The 13,949-nt window shown below is 39.6% G+C and carries 15 protein-coding genes; 8 read left to right on the forward strand and 7 right to left on the reverse strand.

Features of this window, described 5'->3' with window-relative positions; genetic code table 11:
* Positions 1 to 69 precede the first annotated feature (69 nt).
* The 4 genes from IEV17_RS15115 (at position 70) to rsfS (ending at position 3,041) form a co-directional block, all read left to right on the forward strand.
* Entirely contained in the window at positions 70 to 858 is a 789-nt protein-coding gene (locus IEV17_RS15115; RefSeq protein ID WP_004664167.1) for a crotonase/enoyl-CoA hydratase family protein, read from the forward strand.
* 18 nt (positions 859 to 876) lie between these two features.
* The gene (locus IEV17_RS15120; RefSeq protein WP_004664164.1) at positions 877 to 1,743 is read left to right on the forward strand and encodes an NAD(P)-dependent oxidoreductase; all 867 of its coding nucleotides are present in this window, start codon (positions 877 to 879) and stop codon (positions 1,741 to 1,743) included.
* Between the two features lie 23 nt (positions 1,744 to 1,766).
* Complete coding sequence (locus IEV17_RS15125) at positions 1,767 to 2,561, forward strand: hydroxypyruvate isomerase family protein (protein WP_004664162.1); 795 nt, start codon at positions 1,767 to 1,769, stop codon at positions 2,559 to 2,561.
* A gap of 81 nt (positions 2,562 to 2,642) precedes the next feature.
* Positions 2,643 to 3,041: a ribosome silencing factor gene (gene rsfS, locus IEV17_RS15130; RefSeq protein WP_004664160.1), complete on the forward strand. Its 399-nt coding sequence runs from the start codon at positions 2,643 to 2,645 to the stop codon at positions 3,039 to 3,041.
* Between the two features lie 40 nt (positions 3,042 to 3,081).
* Here the strand turns inward: rsfS and IEV17_RS15135 are convergent, their stop codons facing one another.
* Together IEV17_RS15135 and IEV17_RS15140 are read right to left on the reverse strand one after the other, a co-directional pair.
* Positions 3,082 to 3,696: a hypothetical protein gene (locus IEV17_RS15135; RefSeq protein ID WP_004664158.1), complete on the reverse strand. Its 615-nt coding sequence runs from the start codon at positions 3,694 to 3,696 to the stop codon at positions 3,082 to 3,084.
* Positions 3,697 to 3,708: 12 nt separating this feature from the next.
* Positions 3,709 to 5,031, reverse strand: coding sequence for an ammonium transporter (locus IEV17_RS15140; RefSeq protein WP_004664157.1), 1,323 nt, complete (start codon positions 5,029 to 5,031; stop codon positions 3,709 to 3,711).
* A 262-nt stretch (positions 5,032 to 5,293) separates the two neighbouring features.
* Here IEV17_RS15140 and IEV17_RS15145 point away from each other — a divergent pair, with 262 nt between their 5' ends.
* Positions 5,294 to 6,115, forward strand: coding sequence for an SDR family NAD(P)-dependent oxidoreductase (locus IEV17_RS15145; RefSeq protein WP_004664156.1), 822 nt, complete (start codon positions 5,294 to 5,296; stop codon positions 6,113 to 6,115).
* Positions 6,116 to 6,174: 59 nt separating this feature from the next.
* On the opposite strand, the gene IEV17_RS15150 is transcribed toward IEV17_RS15145, so the two are convergent.
* From IEV17_RS15150 to soxR, 4 genes are all read right to left on the reverse strand, one after another.
* The gene (locus IEV17_RS15150) at positions 6,175 to 7,629 is read right to left on the reverse strand and encodes an NAD(P)(+) transhydrogenase (Re/Si-specific) subunit beta (RefSeq protein WP_004664155.1); all 1,455 of its coding nucleotides are present in this window, start codon (positions 7,627 to 7,629) and stop codon (positions 6,175 to 6,177) included.
* Between the two features lie 3 nt (positions 7,630 to 7,632).
* The gene (locus tag IEV17_RS15155) at positions 7,633 to 7,956 is read right to left on the reverse strand and encodes a proton-translocating transhydrogenase family protein (RefSeq protein WP_004664154.1); all 324 of its coding nucleotides are present in this window, start codon (positions 7,954 to 7,956) and stop codon (positions 7,633 to 7,635) included.
* A gap of 11 nt (positions 7,957 to 7,967) precedes the next feature.
* Positions 7,968 to 9,095, reverse strand: a complete 1,128-nt coding sequence (locus IEV17_RS15160) for a Re/Si-specific NAD(P)(+) transhydrogenase subunit alpha (protein WP_004664153.1) — start codon at positions 9,093 to 9,095, stop codon at positions 7,968 to 7,970.
* Between the two features lie 697 nt (positions 9,096 to 9,792).
* A complete protein-coding gene (gene soxR, locus IEV17_RS15165) occupies positions 9,793 to 10,278 on the reverse strand; it encodes a redox-sensitive transcriptional activator SoxR (protein ID WP_004664152.1) in 486 nt (161 codons plus the stop codon).
* A 71-nt stretch (positions 10,279 to 10,349) separates the two neighbouring features.
* Here soxR and IEV17_RS15170 point away from each other — a divergent pair, with 71 nt between their 5' ends.
* Positions 10,350 to 10,769, forward strand: coding sequence for a RidA family protein (locus tag IEV17_RS15170; RefSeq protein WP_004664151.1), 420 nt, complete (start codon positions 10,350 to 10,352; stop codon positions 10,767 to 10,769).
* Between the two features lie 20 nt (positions 10,770 to 10,789).
* The gene (locus IEV17_RS15175) at positions 10,790 to 11,989 is read left to right on the forward strand and encodes an MFS transporter (protein WP_004664150.1); all 1,200 of its coding nucleotides are present in this window, start codon (positions 10,790 to 10,792) and stop codon (positions 11,987 to 11,989) included.
* 156 nt (positions 11,990 to 12,145) lie between these two features.
* Here IEV17_RS15175 and orn read toward each other — a convergent pair whose 3' ends face one another.
* The gene (gene orn / locus IEV17_RS15180) at positions 12,146 to 12,700 is read right to left on the reverse strand and encodes an oligoribonuclease (RefSeq protein WP_034601948.1); all 555 of its coding nucleotides are present in this window, start codon (positions 12,698 to 12,700) and stop codon (positions 12,146 to 12,148) included.
* Between the two features lie 124 nt (positions 12,701 to 12,824).
* Here orn and rsgA point away from each other — a divergent pair, with 124 nt between their 5' ends.
* On the forward strand, positions 12,825 to 13,883 hold the full coding sequence (gene rsgA / locus IEV17_RS15185; protein WP_004664146.1) for a ribosome small subunit-dependent GTPase A: 1,059 nt from the start codon (positions 12,825 to 12,827) through the stop codon (positions 13,881 to 13,883).
* The last annotated feature ends 66 nt before the right edge of the window (positions 13,884 to 13,949 follow it).

Here is a 13,949-nt window from a genome sequence, read left to right on the forward strand (position 1 = left end):
GCGGTGTCATGTTTCAGGTTAAAGACTCATGTTATGCTGCCTCAATCAAACACAATAAGAGTATGGTAAATGGCACTTTTACGCGTTGAAAAGAACAATGGGATTGCAACTGTTTCCTTAAATCGACCAGATAAACGCAATGCAATGAGTTTTGCGTTATTAAAAGAACTGGTTGCAACAGCTAAAAAAATTGAGAAAGATCGTTCAATTCGTTGTGTCATCCTCACGGGTGAAGCACAGGTATTTAGTGCTGGTATCGACTTATCAGATCTAAATAATCCAAAAAATACAGCATTTGCAGCATGGGAACTGATCAAACCAGGACAAAGCTTATTTCAAAAAGCTTTTTTAATTTGGCAAAATTTGCCTATTCCTGTTATTGCAGCGATCGAAGGTTTTTGCTTTGGTGCAGGAATGCAGCTTGCACTCGCAGCGGATATTCGTATTGCGACTCCCACTACTAAAATGTCGATTATGGAAAGCCGTTGGGGCCTAGTACCTGACATGGGTTTAACACGCTCATTAAAAGGGCTGATCGGCGTTGATCTAGCCAAAGAACTAACGCTGACTGCGCGTATCTTTGACGCAGAATACGCTAAAGAAATTGGTCTAGTGACACATTTAGATCAAGATCCATTAGTCAAAGCAAACGTGATCGCCCAAGAAATCTTACAGCGCTCGCCAGATGCAATTATGGCAGCGAAACGAGTATTGGATGCAATGGAACATCAACCTGAAAAGGCTTTACGTTTAGAAAAACTGTGGCAGCTTAAATTACTTTTAGGTAAAAACAGTAGCCTTGCACGTAAAAAAGATAAGAATCCAGAAATTCAATTCTTGCCGCGCCAATATAAATAAGCACGAGGATAAATTCACATGCATGCGAATCAACAAACACCTATCGCGTTCTTAGGTATGGGTTTAATGGGTACACGTATGGCTTCTCGACTTCTTCAAGCTGGTTATACTGTAGCTGTATGGAATCGAAGCCAACATGCATGTGAAGCACTTATTCAACAAGGTGCAACTCAGTTAGAATTAGGCAAGATTGCGAAATACCCTGTTATTTTAATATGTTTAGCGGATGATCAAGCTGTTCAAAGCGTTTTCGATCAAATCCAGCCCTATTTAAAAGCAGAGCAAGTGATTGTTGATTTTTCTAGCTTGTCGGTAACCGTGACACAACAATTGGCGCAATCTGCCCAACAGCAACAAGTGACTTGGATTGACTCGCCTGTTTCAGGCGGGACTATCGGGGCAGAACAAGGTACATTGGTCATTTTTGCTGGTGGCGATGAACACACCATCCAAGCACTCGAGCCTATTTATAAGGTCTTATCCCAACGTGTCACTCGTATGGGTGAAACAGGGACTGGACAAGCCACTAAAATTTGTAATCAATTAATTGTTGCCGCAAATAGCACTTTGATCGCAGAAGCGGTTGCATTAGCGAACCAAGCAGGCGTAGATACCAACTTACTTGCCCCTGCTCTCGCGGGCGGTTTTGCAGATTCTAAACCATTTCAAATTTTAGCTCCTCGTATGGCAACCCATACTTTCGAGCCTGTGCAATGGAAAGTGCAGACCTTATCCAAAGACCTTAATAATGCATTAAAACTTGCACATAGTTTTAACCTAAATATACCTGTTGCACAAAAAGCTCTACTACAGTTACAAGCCCACCAAGAAAACGGCTTTGCTGATAATGATTTAGCGACTATTATTCAATATTTAGAGCAATAATAATTGATTGAAGGAGATTGAATATGAGCCATCTTGCAGTCAATTTGTCGATGATTTTTACGGAAGTCCCTTTGATTGAGCGTTTTGCTTTAGCTCATGCACATGGCTTCCAACATATCGAAATTCAGTTCCCATATGAATTAGAAATTTTTGATATTCAAACTCAGCTTGAACAATACGATCTTTCCCTTTGCCTCATTAATGTGCCTGCTGGCGATTTAATGCAGGGCGGTAATGGCCTAGCAGGTATTCCTGGAAAAGAAATTGAATTTCATCATGCCCTTATGCTTGCAATTCGTTATGCAAAGGCCCTGAATGTTCCTCGAGTCAACATTTTAGCCGGTAAACAGCCTCAAGATGCTGACCTCTTACCCTGTTTAAATACCTTAGCAAGCAATTTGAAACTTGCTTGCCACATGCTCAGTGAACAAGGTATTGAACCCGTTTTTGAAATGATTAATGGCACTGATATGCCACGTTTTCTAGTTCAGAATATCGCTCAAGCCCAAGAAATGCTGGAAGTCGTCAACCATCCTGCTTTAAAAATGCAATATGATTGTTACCATATGGCAATGATGGGTGAAGAAATTTTGGCTGGATTACAAGAAAATTTACATCAAATTGGACATATCCAATTTGCCGATTATCCAAATCGACATGAACCTGACACAGGAAATATTCCCTATAAGCAAATTTTTGACTGGTTACGTCAAAGTGACTATCAAGGTTATATTGGTGCAGAATACCGACCAAAAACTCAATCAGATCAATCTTTTGCATGGAAAGAAAAGTACTTTTCCAATGACGTGAATACATAAACTGTTACTGCTGAAATTTGAATTTTATAGAGAAAAACGGTATATTTGACGATGAGCAATTGTCAGGAAAATATACCCTCTATGAATTTAGAACCATCGCCCAGCGCTTCTAATTCTCACGACCTAAAAATCAAAACAGCAAACAAAGATGTACATGCTTGTTTAAAAGTTGTACATGAAGCCCTTACTGATGTAAAAGCCAAAGATATTCTAGAACTTGATGTAAGTTCTATTAGCAATGTTGCCGATGCAATTGTGATTGCAAGCGGAACATCTACTCGTCATGTCAAAGCACTTGCTGACAATGTTGCTGATGAAGCACGTAAAGCAGGTTTTCGCCCGATTGGTGTTGAGGGTGAACGAGATGCTGAATGGATCCTAATTGATCTAGGGTTCGTTGTTGTACACGTTATGCTACCTACCGCCCGTAAATTCTATGACTTAGAAAGTTTATGGCGTGCACCAGAATCAGTAGCGTAATGCTCAAAAAAGCGACCCAAATTGGTCGCTTTTTTTATATTCATAATAACTGTTTTAAATCAATTTCAGGATATTGTTGCTTCACTATATTCTTAATCTGCGCATAAAGCTGATCAGCTTTATTTGGCCCATAAAAATCACAATAAATGGCATAAAAAATTGTAATCAGTTCCGCATAGAGTGTTTGAGGTATTTGCTTAAGACAATTTTTTTCTGAACCATCAATAAACCGATAAGCAGCCAATGAGCGATGCTTCTTCATTTTTATCCCCAATTCATCTACGAACTCTAAATAATCATTCCGATGAACTGATTTTAAAATTGTGATAATAAAATCATAAAAAGCTTGAAATAGATCTACAGGCTGCTCTTCTTCCACAATCACCACATCTTGATCTTCTTTAACCTCAAGATGTTGCTGTTTTTCAACAATAGATATTTCATGCAAGACCTGACGCAACATGTCTTTGCGGAGCAACCGCAACTCATGTGTTGTACAAATTTCACTTAAAAAACGGTTTAATACAAAAGAAGGCTGATGTCCATATTCACTTTCCCAATACTGTAAAACACGTTGCAACACGGTATCTGGCAAAAATTGGGATAATCCTTTTGTGACTGCCTGCTTCTTTTGTTCAATTGTCAGTTCTACCATAACGATCACCCCTTAATGCCGATGAGTGATGTTTTCAGTCTCAAAAGTCACATCTCTTTGAAACTCAGGATAAGATAACTCCGCATGTTCAGTGTAGTCCAAACCACGTTGTTCATGCTGTTGTGAAACTCGCAAACCACCTAAGAGCTTATCAAGTAATTTAAACATAATAAAAGATGCACCAAATCCCCAAATCAATGCAGCCCCCACACCTAAGGCCTGAACAAGAATAATATCTAAATTAAATAGTGCTTTTTCAAAGAAAATACCTGCGGCTAATGTCCCCCATGCACCACAAACACCATGAACAGTCACAGCATCCACAACATCATCTAATTGCATCTTTTCTATAAATTGTGGAACAAAGGTAATTAATAATCCCGCGATTGCCCCTGTGATAATCGCAAACGGCGGTGACATTGTGGCACATCCTGCCGTAATTGCGACTAGGCCTGCTAATGAAGCATTAATCGTATGACGCATCAAGACTGCTTTTGATTGAAGCAGTGCAAGAATCATGTAAGTTGAAGCTGCAGCACACGCAGCAAGATGTGTATTCAGTGCAATACGCCCAATACTAACACTGGCTGCAACGGTTGAAGCGGCATTAAAACCAAACCAAGCAAACCACAAAATAAAGCCCCCTAATGCAACGAGAGGTAAGTTATGTCCTGCTAAAAAATGGCTTTGCCCTTTGCGACCAAATCGACCTAAACGTGGTCCTAACACGATAATGCCTGCCAGTGCCACCCAACCACCAATTGAATGCACGACTGTTGAACCTGCAAAATCAATAAAACCTAGAGCTTTTAACCAACCATCTCCACCAAACAATCCTCCCCAAGCCCAACTTCCAAATATCGGATAAATCACGCCACTGACAAAGATTGCACTCACCACATAGGCAACAAAATGTATTCGTTCTGCCATCGCACCACTTGCAATCGTGGTTGCTGTTGCTGCAAACATCATTTGGAAAAATAATAAATTCCAATGCCAGTCATCTAATTGACTCGGCATAAAATATCCCCACCCTATCCAGCCTGTTTGATTTAAACCGAACATCAACCCAAAACCAAATAGCCAGAAAATGATGCCACCTATACAGGTATCCATATAATTTTTCATAAGAACATTAACGGTATTCTTACTACGAACAGATCCACTTTCAATTAAAGCAAATCCTGCTTGCATAAAGAAAACTAAAATTCCACCAACAACCACCCACACGCTATCCAAGGAAAGGCGAATTTCTTGAATATTAGGTGCAGTTTCGGCAAAAGTAGCGGAAGAGAGAAACAACAGAAATGGCAAAATCAATACGACATTTTTCATATAATTCCCCTAAAAAGAACAAGAAATTAAATGCAAAGAGAATGCCAAAACAAACTTCATTTATTCAAAAAATTTATTGGTTTATATTTATCTATCATAAAAAAGCGATTTAACATTCATATTGATGATTAAAGTTTTTTACTCAAAGTACAAAGATGAGCTATTGGTAATTTTAAAAAATTGACATGACAAATTGTCAAATTTAACGCACTATAACACCACCTTAGAACTCGGTTAATAAAAAGTATCACAGGAGTAACACATGAAGGTCTTGATTACAGGTGCAAATACAGGAATTGGCTTTGCTACAGCGGAGCAATTGGTCAAACAAGGACAGCATGTCATTCTTGCCTGCCGCAATCCTCAAAAAGCACAAGCTGCACAAGAAAAATTACGTAAACTTGATCAAGCACAAGTAGACTTAGTTTCACTTGATTTAAATAGTCTTGAACAAACCCGAAAAGCGGCAGATCAAATCGCCGATCAATATGGCAATCTAGATGTTTTAATCAACAATGCTGGTCTTTTTGCCAAAACCAAGCAACTCACTGCTGATGGATTTGAACAACAATTTGGGGTGAATTATTTAGGACATTTTCTTTTAACTCAAAAATTACTCCCAGTTCTAGAAAAAGCACCTAAAGCCCGAATCGTACACCTTGCTTCAATTGCACATTGGGCAGGTTCAATCAAACCAAATAAATTTCGTGCTGAGGGTTTTTATAATCCACTGTTTTATTATGGCCAGTCTAAACTTGCAAATCTATTATTCAGTAATGCACTAGCAGAAAGAATGGCAAACAGCACAATTACCAATAATGCTTTACATCCAGGCGGTGTTGCATCAGATATCTATAGAGAACTCCCTAAACCAGTATATGAAGTCATGAAAATTGGTTTAGTGCCAACCTCGGTTCCTGCAAAGTTGATTACACAAATGGCGACTGGAGATGAGTGGGCAAAGCGTAATGGAGAATATGTCAGTGCTCATATGCCAGATTGGAAATCACCACATGCTAAAAACCAACAGCTTGCACGCGATCTTTATACTCAGTCTATGGATCTGGTAGAAAAATATCTTTAATTAAATCGAAAATAAAAAAGCCACCCGAGGGTGGCTTTTACAATCTTAATGAGGTCAGATTAGTGACCACCACCATTAATTGCTTTCGTCATATCTTCCACAACTTTCTTCGCATCACCGAAGATCATCATCGTTTTTTCGTTATAGAACAAGTCATTGTCTAAGCCAGCATAACCTGTTGCCATAGAACGCTTGATCACCATGATGGTACGTGCTTTATGCGCTTCAAGGATCGGCATACCATAGATTGGTGATGTCGGATCGTCTTTCGCCGCAGGGTTAACTACGTCATTCGCACCAATCACAAGTACTACGTCTGTTGCAGGGAAGTCTGAGTTAATCTCATCCATCTCTAAGATGTCTTCATATGCAACATCAGCTTCAGCAAGTAATACGTTCATATGACCAGGCATACGCCCAGCAACTGGGTGAATCGCGAAGCGAACTTTTACGCCTTGCTCTTTCAAAATTTCACACAATTCTTTTACAGCATTCTGTGCACGACCTTGCGCCATACCATAACCAGGTACGATCACAACGCTGTCTGCATTTGACATCAGGAAGCCTGCGTCATCTGCTGAACCAGAACGGTGATTACGTTGAACTTGCTCACCTTTATCTGCTGATGCAACTGCTGCACCACCCATTGCACCACCAAACAAGACGTTGATGATTGAACGGTTCATCGCCTTACACATGATGTAAGAAAGAATCGCACCAGAAGAACCTACAAGCGAACCCGCAACGATCAACATATTGTTTTCAAGTGTGAAACCAATACCTGCCGCAGCCCAACCAGAGAATGAGTTCAAGAGTGATACTACAACTGGCATATCACCACCACCTACTGGCGCAATCCATACCCAGCCAAATGCAAGTGCAAGTGCTGTCATTGCCCAGAATGCAGTCATGTTACCCGTAGTGAAGAAGTAGAAACCACATGCAAGCATCGCAATAAAGATTGTTGCTTGAACTGGTTTAACCCATGCACCAGAAATTGTTTTTGCCCATTTCTTCGCAGCCAATTTACCGTAAGCAAATACCGACGCAGTAAATGTAATCGCACCAACGAAACAACCAACAAACAATTCGAATAAATGAACTGGACTCATATGTGCGTGTTGAACACCAGCAGCAGTTAAAGCAGCTTCATTTTGTTCAAATAATACATTGAGTTGGTTGTTGTGCAGAATCGCAGCAATCGCAATTAATACCGCAGCCAAACCAACGAGAGAGTGCATTAATGCAACCGTCTCTGGCATTTGCGTCATTGGAACTGTTTTCGCACGTGCGATACCAACAACAGCACCCAATACCATTGCACCGCCAATCATCCAAACTACTGGATGCTCAGCAACAAAGAAGGTTGTTACTACAGCAATCGCCATTGCGATCATACCGTAGCGGTTACCTGCAATTGCAGTCTTAGGGCCAGACAAGCCACGTAAAGTTAAGATAAAGAGGACAGCACCAATCAGGTAGAACCAATCCGCATAGTCTCGAATAAATTCCATTGCTTAGCCCTCTTTTTTCTTTTGCTTCGGCTTGAACATTTCAAGCATACGAGCAGTTACAGCAAAGCCACCAAAAATGTTGATACTTGCCAAGAACACAGCAACAGCACCTAAGATGCTTACAACATTTACACTTTGGAATGCTACATTGGCATCAACACCAATTGCAGGCATACCTACAGTCTGGATCATCGCTCCAACCACAATAATTGAAGACAACGCATTCGTTACTGCCATTAATGGTGTATGTAACGCTGGCGTTACACCCCACACCACGTAATAACCTACGAAGATGGCAAGGACGAAAATTGTAATCGTTTCAACCATGAGAACTCTCCTTAACCGCGCTTGAGCAGTACTTGACCGCCATGAGTCACGAGTAACGCTTTTTGGATTTCTTCTTCTGGATTAATCGCAAAGTTTTTGTCTTTGTCGAATAATGTTTCAAGGAAGTTAAAAACGTTACGTGCATACAATGCAGATGCTTCAGTTGCAACTGTGCCTGGAATGTTTGGAATACCCAAAATTTTCACACCATTTTCAGTAACAACAGTTTCGCCTTCTTTAGAACCTTCAACGTTACCACCCGTTTCAACTGCCATATCTAAAATGACAGAACCCGGTTTCATTTTGGCAACAGTTTCAGCTTTGATCAGACGCGGAGCATTACGACCCGGAATCAATGCAGTCGTGATTACGATGTCAGCATTTGATACAGCTTTATCTACAATCGCAGCTTGATCTTTGATGTATTGCTCACCCGGCTGCCAACCATAACCGCTTTTCGCAGCTTCAGCAGCACGTTGTTTTTCTTCGTCTGACATTGGTACGTCTAACCATTTACCACCTAAAGACTCAACTTGTTCTTTAGCAGTTGGACGTAAGTCAGTTGCTTCTACAACTGCACCTAAACGTTTTGCAGTCGCAATCGCTTGAAGACCAGCAACACCAACACCCATGATCACGACACGCGCAGGTTTTACGGTACCCGCAGCAGTCATTAACATTGGGAACATACGTTGATATTCAGCCGCAGCTAACAATACAGATTTATAACCAGCCAAGTTTGCTTGAGAAGAAAGTACGTCCATGTTTTGTGCGCGTGAAAGCGTACGAGGAAGTAACTCTAAAGCAAAAGCAGACACTTGCTGAGTAGCAAACTGGTCTAGTTCTGGATTGCGGTAAGGGTCAAACATAGCTACTACAGTTGTATTCGCCGCAAGTTTTTGAATTTCGTCACCGCTAGGAGCACGTACCTTCAAAATAATTTGGCTGCCTGTATAAGCATCGTCCGTAATAGTTGCGCCAACTTGTTCATAAGCACTGTCAATATAGGCTGCTTTAACACCAGCGCCACGTTGAATGACAATGCTATGACCTGCGTTAATCAACTTCTTAACTGTTTCTGGTGTTGCCGCTACACGACTTTCACCTGCAACAGTTTCGGTTGGGATTCCGATCTGCATGAGCGTTCCTCAAGCTAGTTTTTCTTAAGTAAACATCGCGAGTAGCAATGTTTCCCCCAGGAGTATTCTTTGTTGAATTTTGGATTCTAATGGAACTTTTTTAAAATTCCACCCAATATTTATTTAATAAATACCTATATTTTGAACTGATGATTCAGATTAATGTTTACAACTTGTATAATCAGCATGTTTGCCTGCTTATAAGTAAAAACACTTTATCTTTATATACTATATGAGTAAGTCTGATTATTTAGACAAACTCACCAGCTCACTGTCTTTTTCAGTCATCAACTACTGATAAAAAAGTAAGGTACAAATAACAAATCAGGGCTTTGTTGCATCAATGACTCATAATCAATACAAATTACTTATCTGGTTTAGATATTGAACGTATTGTGATTTATAAATCATCCGAATCTGCATCATAATCATGCAATTAATTGGTGGGATTGGCTTCTTAGAACATTTATAGCGTTTTTAGAGCGACTTCGATCAATTTTTTACAGATAAAATCATCGATTAGCAAAGACTAAGCAAATCATTCAAAATGATCCAAAGATGCGAATAGCGATTAATGAAGATAATTATCAAAAATAAATGTAAAAATTTTAAATGGCATTTTTTCAAGTGATATTTGTATGATTTTGTCTAATCAAATCTTAAAAATTGCACAAAATTAGTGCAATAAAATCATCTTTTAAAATTCTGACTCATTTTTGTGATTCAATAAAAATAAAAATTCTTGAAAATGTGCACCCATTGCCTCCTCTGCAAGACAATCTTCAGGATTTCGCAAAGGACATTGCTCCAAAGACAAACAACCACAACCGATACATTGATCCAATTGTTGGCGTAACTGCAACAACATCATGATTTGCTGATCCAATTGCCCTTGCCACTCTTGTGACATGATTTGCCAATCTTTTTTCGTAGCCACTTGTTGCTTTGGTAAAATACTCAACGTTTGTTTTATTTGTTTTAAACTGATCCCAACCTGTTGAGCCGCTTTTATAATTGCAATTCGCCTAAGCATCGCACGCTGATATCTACGCTGATTCCCCTCCGTTCTAGTACTCCAAATCAAATCTTTTTCTTCATAAAAACGAATCGTTGGAACACTTACGCCGCTACGTTTTGCAAGTTCTCCGATGCTAAGCCATGTTTCTGGCGAATATTTCTTCAAAATTTTATTGACCTCTAGTTAACTTGAGCTTTGATACTAGCACATATCAGATTTTATGAAGATGTACAGTAATGAATAAAATAAATACTCAAGCCTTTGAAATAATTAATCCTGATACGCTCTATCATCCTAAACGCAATGGATATAGTCATATTGCTGTTGTGAAACCGAATATGCGAATTATTCATCTAGCGGGGCAAGGTGGAGAAAATAAAAATGGTGAACTTTCACCTTTTTTTGACCAACAGGTACAACAAGTCTTCTATAATATTCAACAGGCTTTAGCCTCAGTTCAAGCAACGCTTTCAGATATTGCCGTGTTACGTGTTCTGATTGTTGATCATGACGCTCAGAAACATCAGCTGGTGATTAAAACAATAGTGGATCTTTGGAAAACTCATGAATTCCCTGTTTGTACACTTATTCCAGTCACAGGCTTAGCATTACCAGAAATGCAAATTGAAATCGAAGCGACTGCGTATACTGCCTAAGAATCAGAGAAGAGAATATTATGTCAAACACCCAAAATATTAGTCAAAATAAAGCCTTACTCTGGTTTATGGCAGCAGCATGTGGTTTATGTGCAGGTGCAAACTATTATAGCCAACCCTTAATTCATTCCATTCAGCAATTTTTTGCAGTGACAGAGGGACAGGCAGCTCTGACTGTAACTTTTGCTCAGGTTTCTTACGCGCTCGGTTTGCTCTTTATTGTTCCAATGGGCGATGTCGTTAATAAGACCAAATTTATTCCACTCTTAATGGCATTGTGTGCGGTAGGCTTATTTATTTGTGCTTTCTCTGTGAATCTACCAATGCTTTGGATTGGTACAATTTTAGTTGGACTATTTTCTGTCGCTGCTCAAGTTTTAATTCCACTCGCAACCATGACTGTTGAACCAGAAAAAACAGGTGAAGTTGTTGGCTTTCTCATGAGTGGTTTATTGGTTGGTATTTTACTTTCCACAAGTCTTGCAGGGCTCTTTTCAAATTTGTTTCATTGGAAAGTCATTTATGTGGTGAGTGGTATTTTAATGTTGATTTTGGCTTATGCACTCAAAAGTCGACTCCCATATGTTATGCGAATCAAAATGGATTACAGACAAATTTTTGTCTCTATGGCTGAATTATTAAAACAAGAAAAACGTTTGCTATTACGTGCATTGACAGGTGCTTTTGCATTTGCAGCAGTCAGTATTTTGTACTCAACGATTGCGTTATTGCTCACAGCAGCACATCACCTTCCTGACCTTGTGATTGGAATGGTTAGCCTTGTCGGTATCTTCGGCGCATTATCAACTCAATATATAGGTCGCTACGCTGACCAAGGTTATACCAAACAATTAACTTGGATCGGTTGTGGCTTGTTCATCCTCAGTTGGATTTGTTTCTATTTTGGACAAACTTTTCTATTCAGCTACATTCTTGGATTTGCCGTTATCCAATTGGCTTTAGCGCTTGTCCATACCAGTAATCAAAGTATTATTTTCCGCTTAAGACCTGATGCAAAATCTCGAATTAATGCTATATATATGACGGCGTATTTTACAGGTGGTGCTTGTGGCTCTGCACTTGGGATTTTTTCATGGAACCATGGCGGTTGGACAATGACTTGCCTCGCTGGAATGAGTCTTGTTTTTGCCTGTATGCTTTTTAGTTTATTAGATAATTTCTTAATTTATAAAAATGAAAATACTGCAAATAATTGCTAGGCTTCAAACTAAAATCACTTATCAATCAATGCATACTAACAATATCTTTGAGCTTCAAAAACGCACCCCAAAACAATCAGCTTAATGCTCATTATTTTGGGGTTACCATTTTATTAGCCAATATCACAGCTAACTACTTTTGAGAATCAATGACTTTTAATGATTCATAATAAAAAAGTATTCACGGTAATATTTTAATTCAGCAATCGAATCACGAATATCGTCCATCGCCAAATGTGAAGCATTTTTCTTTAAACCACTCATAATCTCAGGTCTCCAGCGTTTCGCTAACTCTTTTACAGAAGACACGTCTAAATTACGGTAATGGAAAAATTGTTCTAACTCTGGCATTAAACGATGCAAGAAACGGCGATCTTGGCAAATTGAATTACCACACATCGGTGAAGATTTTGGATTGACCCATTTCTTTAAGAACTCAAGGGTTTGCTGCTCTACATCTTGCGCATTCAACTTGCTGCGACGTACACGTTCGATTAAACCAGATTGACCATGTTGCTTGGTATTCCACTCATCCATTGCATTCAAAATGAGATCTGATTGATGGACAGCTAAAACAGGCCCTTCAGCTAAAATATTAAGGTTGTCATCTGTAATAATTGTTGCAATTTCAATAATCTTGTCGTTATCAGTATCAAGACCTGTCATTTCAAGGTCAATCCAAATTAATCGTGTATCTGGGGTGCTGCTCATAAATAGCGATTCTAAAGGGCTTAAAAACATCAATAATAGCAAATTAATTACATCTTGGCTGTAATTCTATAGTGGCTTCATGCTATTTTTGCGGTCTTCAAAGTGTGGATTTTTTGGGACATGAATGGCTTTAATTCGTAAGCGTCGTTTAACTGAACAACAACAGCGTCGTATTGAGAAACAACACAAATCACGTCAAGACGACATTGATACATCGCAAGATTTAGATGGACTGGTTGTTCAGCATTATGGTCGTCAACTCGAAGTGCAAGCCTTATCGGTTCCAGAACAACATCCTGAAAAACCACAAATTGCCGAAGGCGAACCAGAGCCATTCTGGAAACCAATCGAGTTAGATAGTATTTGGCGCTGTCATACTCGTACTAATTTAGAACTATTGGTTACAGGTGATCGAGTCAAGTGGCAAGCAGATCCGAATACGGGCTTAGGTATCATTACTGCGATTTATCCAAGACAATCATTGCTCACTCGACCAGATCGTTATCATAAAGTTAAACCTGTTGCGGCAAATATTAGTCTGATTGTGATTGTATTTGCGCCGTTACCAGAACCCGCTCCAACATTGATTGACCGTTATCTAGTGGCCTGTGCCGATGCCAACATTCCTGCGTTATTGGTACTCAACAAATCAGATTTACTGACTGACAATGATCCTATTCTCACGATGCTCAGTGAATATGAAACTTTGGGTTATGAAACCCTGATTTGTCATTCTCGTGGTGATCTATCTGAGTTATCTACACGTTTGGATAATGAGACGGTGGCGTTCGTTGGGCAGTCTGGTGTCGGTAAAAGCTCGCTCATCAATACCATCGTTCCAGATGCTGCACAGAAAACCAATGTGATTTCCGAAAATTCAGCACTTGGTCAGCACACCACCACGTCAACGCGTTTGATTAAATTTGGAACAAACGGTGCGTTAATTGATTCTCCTGGAATTCGAGAATTTGGGCTATGGCATCTCAGTTTAGAAAAGGTACGTACAGGTTTCCCAGACATCGAAGCCCATTTAGGGCTGTGTCAGTTCCGTAACTGCACCCATACTCATGAGAAAAATTGTGCCCTAAAACAAGCGGTTGATGCAGGCGAAATTTTGCCACGTCGTTTAGACAGTTACCTACGCCTCATTGATGAGATTCAAGAAGCGCAGCAAAAAAGTTAGTTTTCTTCAAGTTTTGCCCTTGAACTAACATTTTTGATCACCATAGAGATAAGTTATACTCAGGGT

This window comes from Acinetobacter modestus (assembly GCF_014636095.1).
In the GTDB taxonomy this organism is placed as follows: Bacteria; Pseudomonadota; Gammaproteobacteria; order Pseudomonadales; family Moraxellaceae; genus Acinetobacter; species Acinetobacter modestus.

What these genes read in the sequence shown, in the direction of transcription:
- IEV17_RS15120 (WP_004664164.1), top strand. Translation starts at nt 877, where the DNA reads ATGCATGCGAATCAACAAACACCTATCGCGTTCTTAGGTATGGGTTTA.
- IEV17_RS15135 (WP_004664158.1), bottom strand. Translation starts at nt 3,696, where the DNA reads ATGGTAGAACTGACAATTGAACAAAAGAAGCAGGCAGTCACAAAAGGA.
- rsgA (WP_004664146.1), top strand. Translation starts at nt 12,825, where the DNA reads ATGGCTTTAATTCGTAAGCGTCGTTTAACTGAACAACAACAGCGTCGT.
- IEV17_RS15125 (WP_004664162.1), top strand. Translation starts at nt 1,767, where the DNA reads ATGAGCCATCTTGCAGTCAATTTGTCGATGATTTTTACGGAAGTCCCT.
- rsfS (WP_004664160.1), top strand. Translation starts at nt 2,643, where the DNA reads ATGAATTTAGAACCATCGCCCAGCGCTTCTAATTCTCACGACCTAAAA.
- orn (WP_034601948.1), bottom strand. Translation starts at nt 12,700, where the DNA reads ATGAGCAGCACCCCAGATACACGATTAATTTGGATTGACCTTGAAATG.
- IEV17_RS15160 (WP_004664153.1), bottom strand. Translation starts at nt 9,095, where the DNA reads ATGCAGATCGGAATCCCAACCGAAACTGTTGCAGGTGAAAGTCGTGTA.
- IEV17_RS15115 (WP_004664167.1), top strand. Translation starts at nt 70, where the DNA reads ATGGCACTTTTACGCGTTGAAAAGAACAATGGGATTGCAACTGTTTCC.
- IEV17_RS15155 (WP_004664154.1), bottom strand. Translation starts at nt 7,956, where the DNA reads ATGGTTGAAACGATTACAATTTTCGTCCTTGCCATCTTCGTAGGTTAT.
- IEV17_RS15150 (WP_004664155.1), bottom strand. Translation starts at nt 7,629, where the DNA reads ATGGAATTTATTCGAGACTATGCGGATTGGTTCTACCTGATTGGTGCT.
- IEV17_RS15145 (WP_004664156.1), top strand. Translation starts at nt 5,294, where the DNA reads ATGAAGGTCTTGATTACAGGTGCAAATACAGGAATTGGCTTTGCTACA.
- IEV17_RS15175 (WP_004664150.1), top strand. Translation starts at nt 10,790, where the DNA reads ATGTCAAACACCCAAAATATTAGTCAAAATAAAGCCTTACTCTGGTTT.
- IEV17_RS15170 (WP_004664151.1), top strand. Translation starts at nt 10,350, where the DNA reads ATGAATAAAATAAATACTCAAGCCTTTGAAATAATTAATCCTGATACG.
- IEV17_RS15140 (WP_004664157.1), bottom strand. Translation starts at nt 5,031, where the DNA reads ATGAAAAATGTCGTATTGATTTTGCCATTTCTGTTGTTTCTCTCTTCC.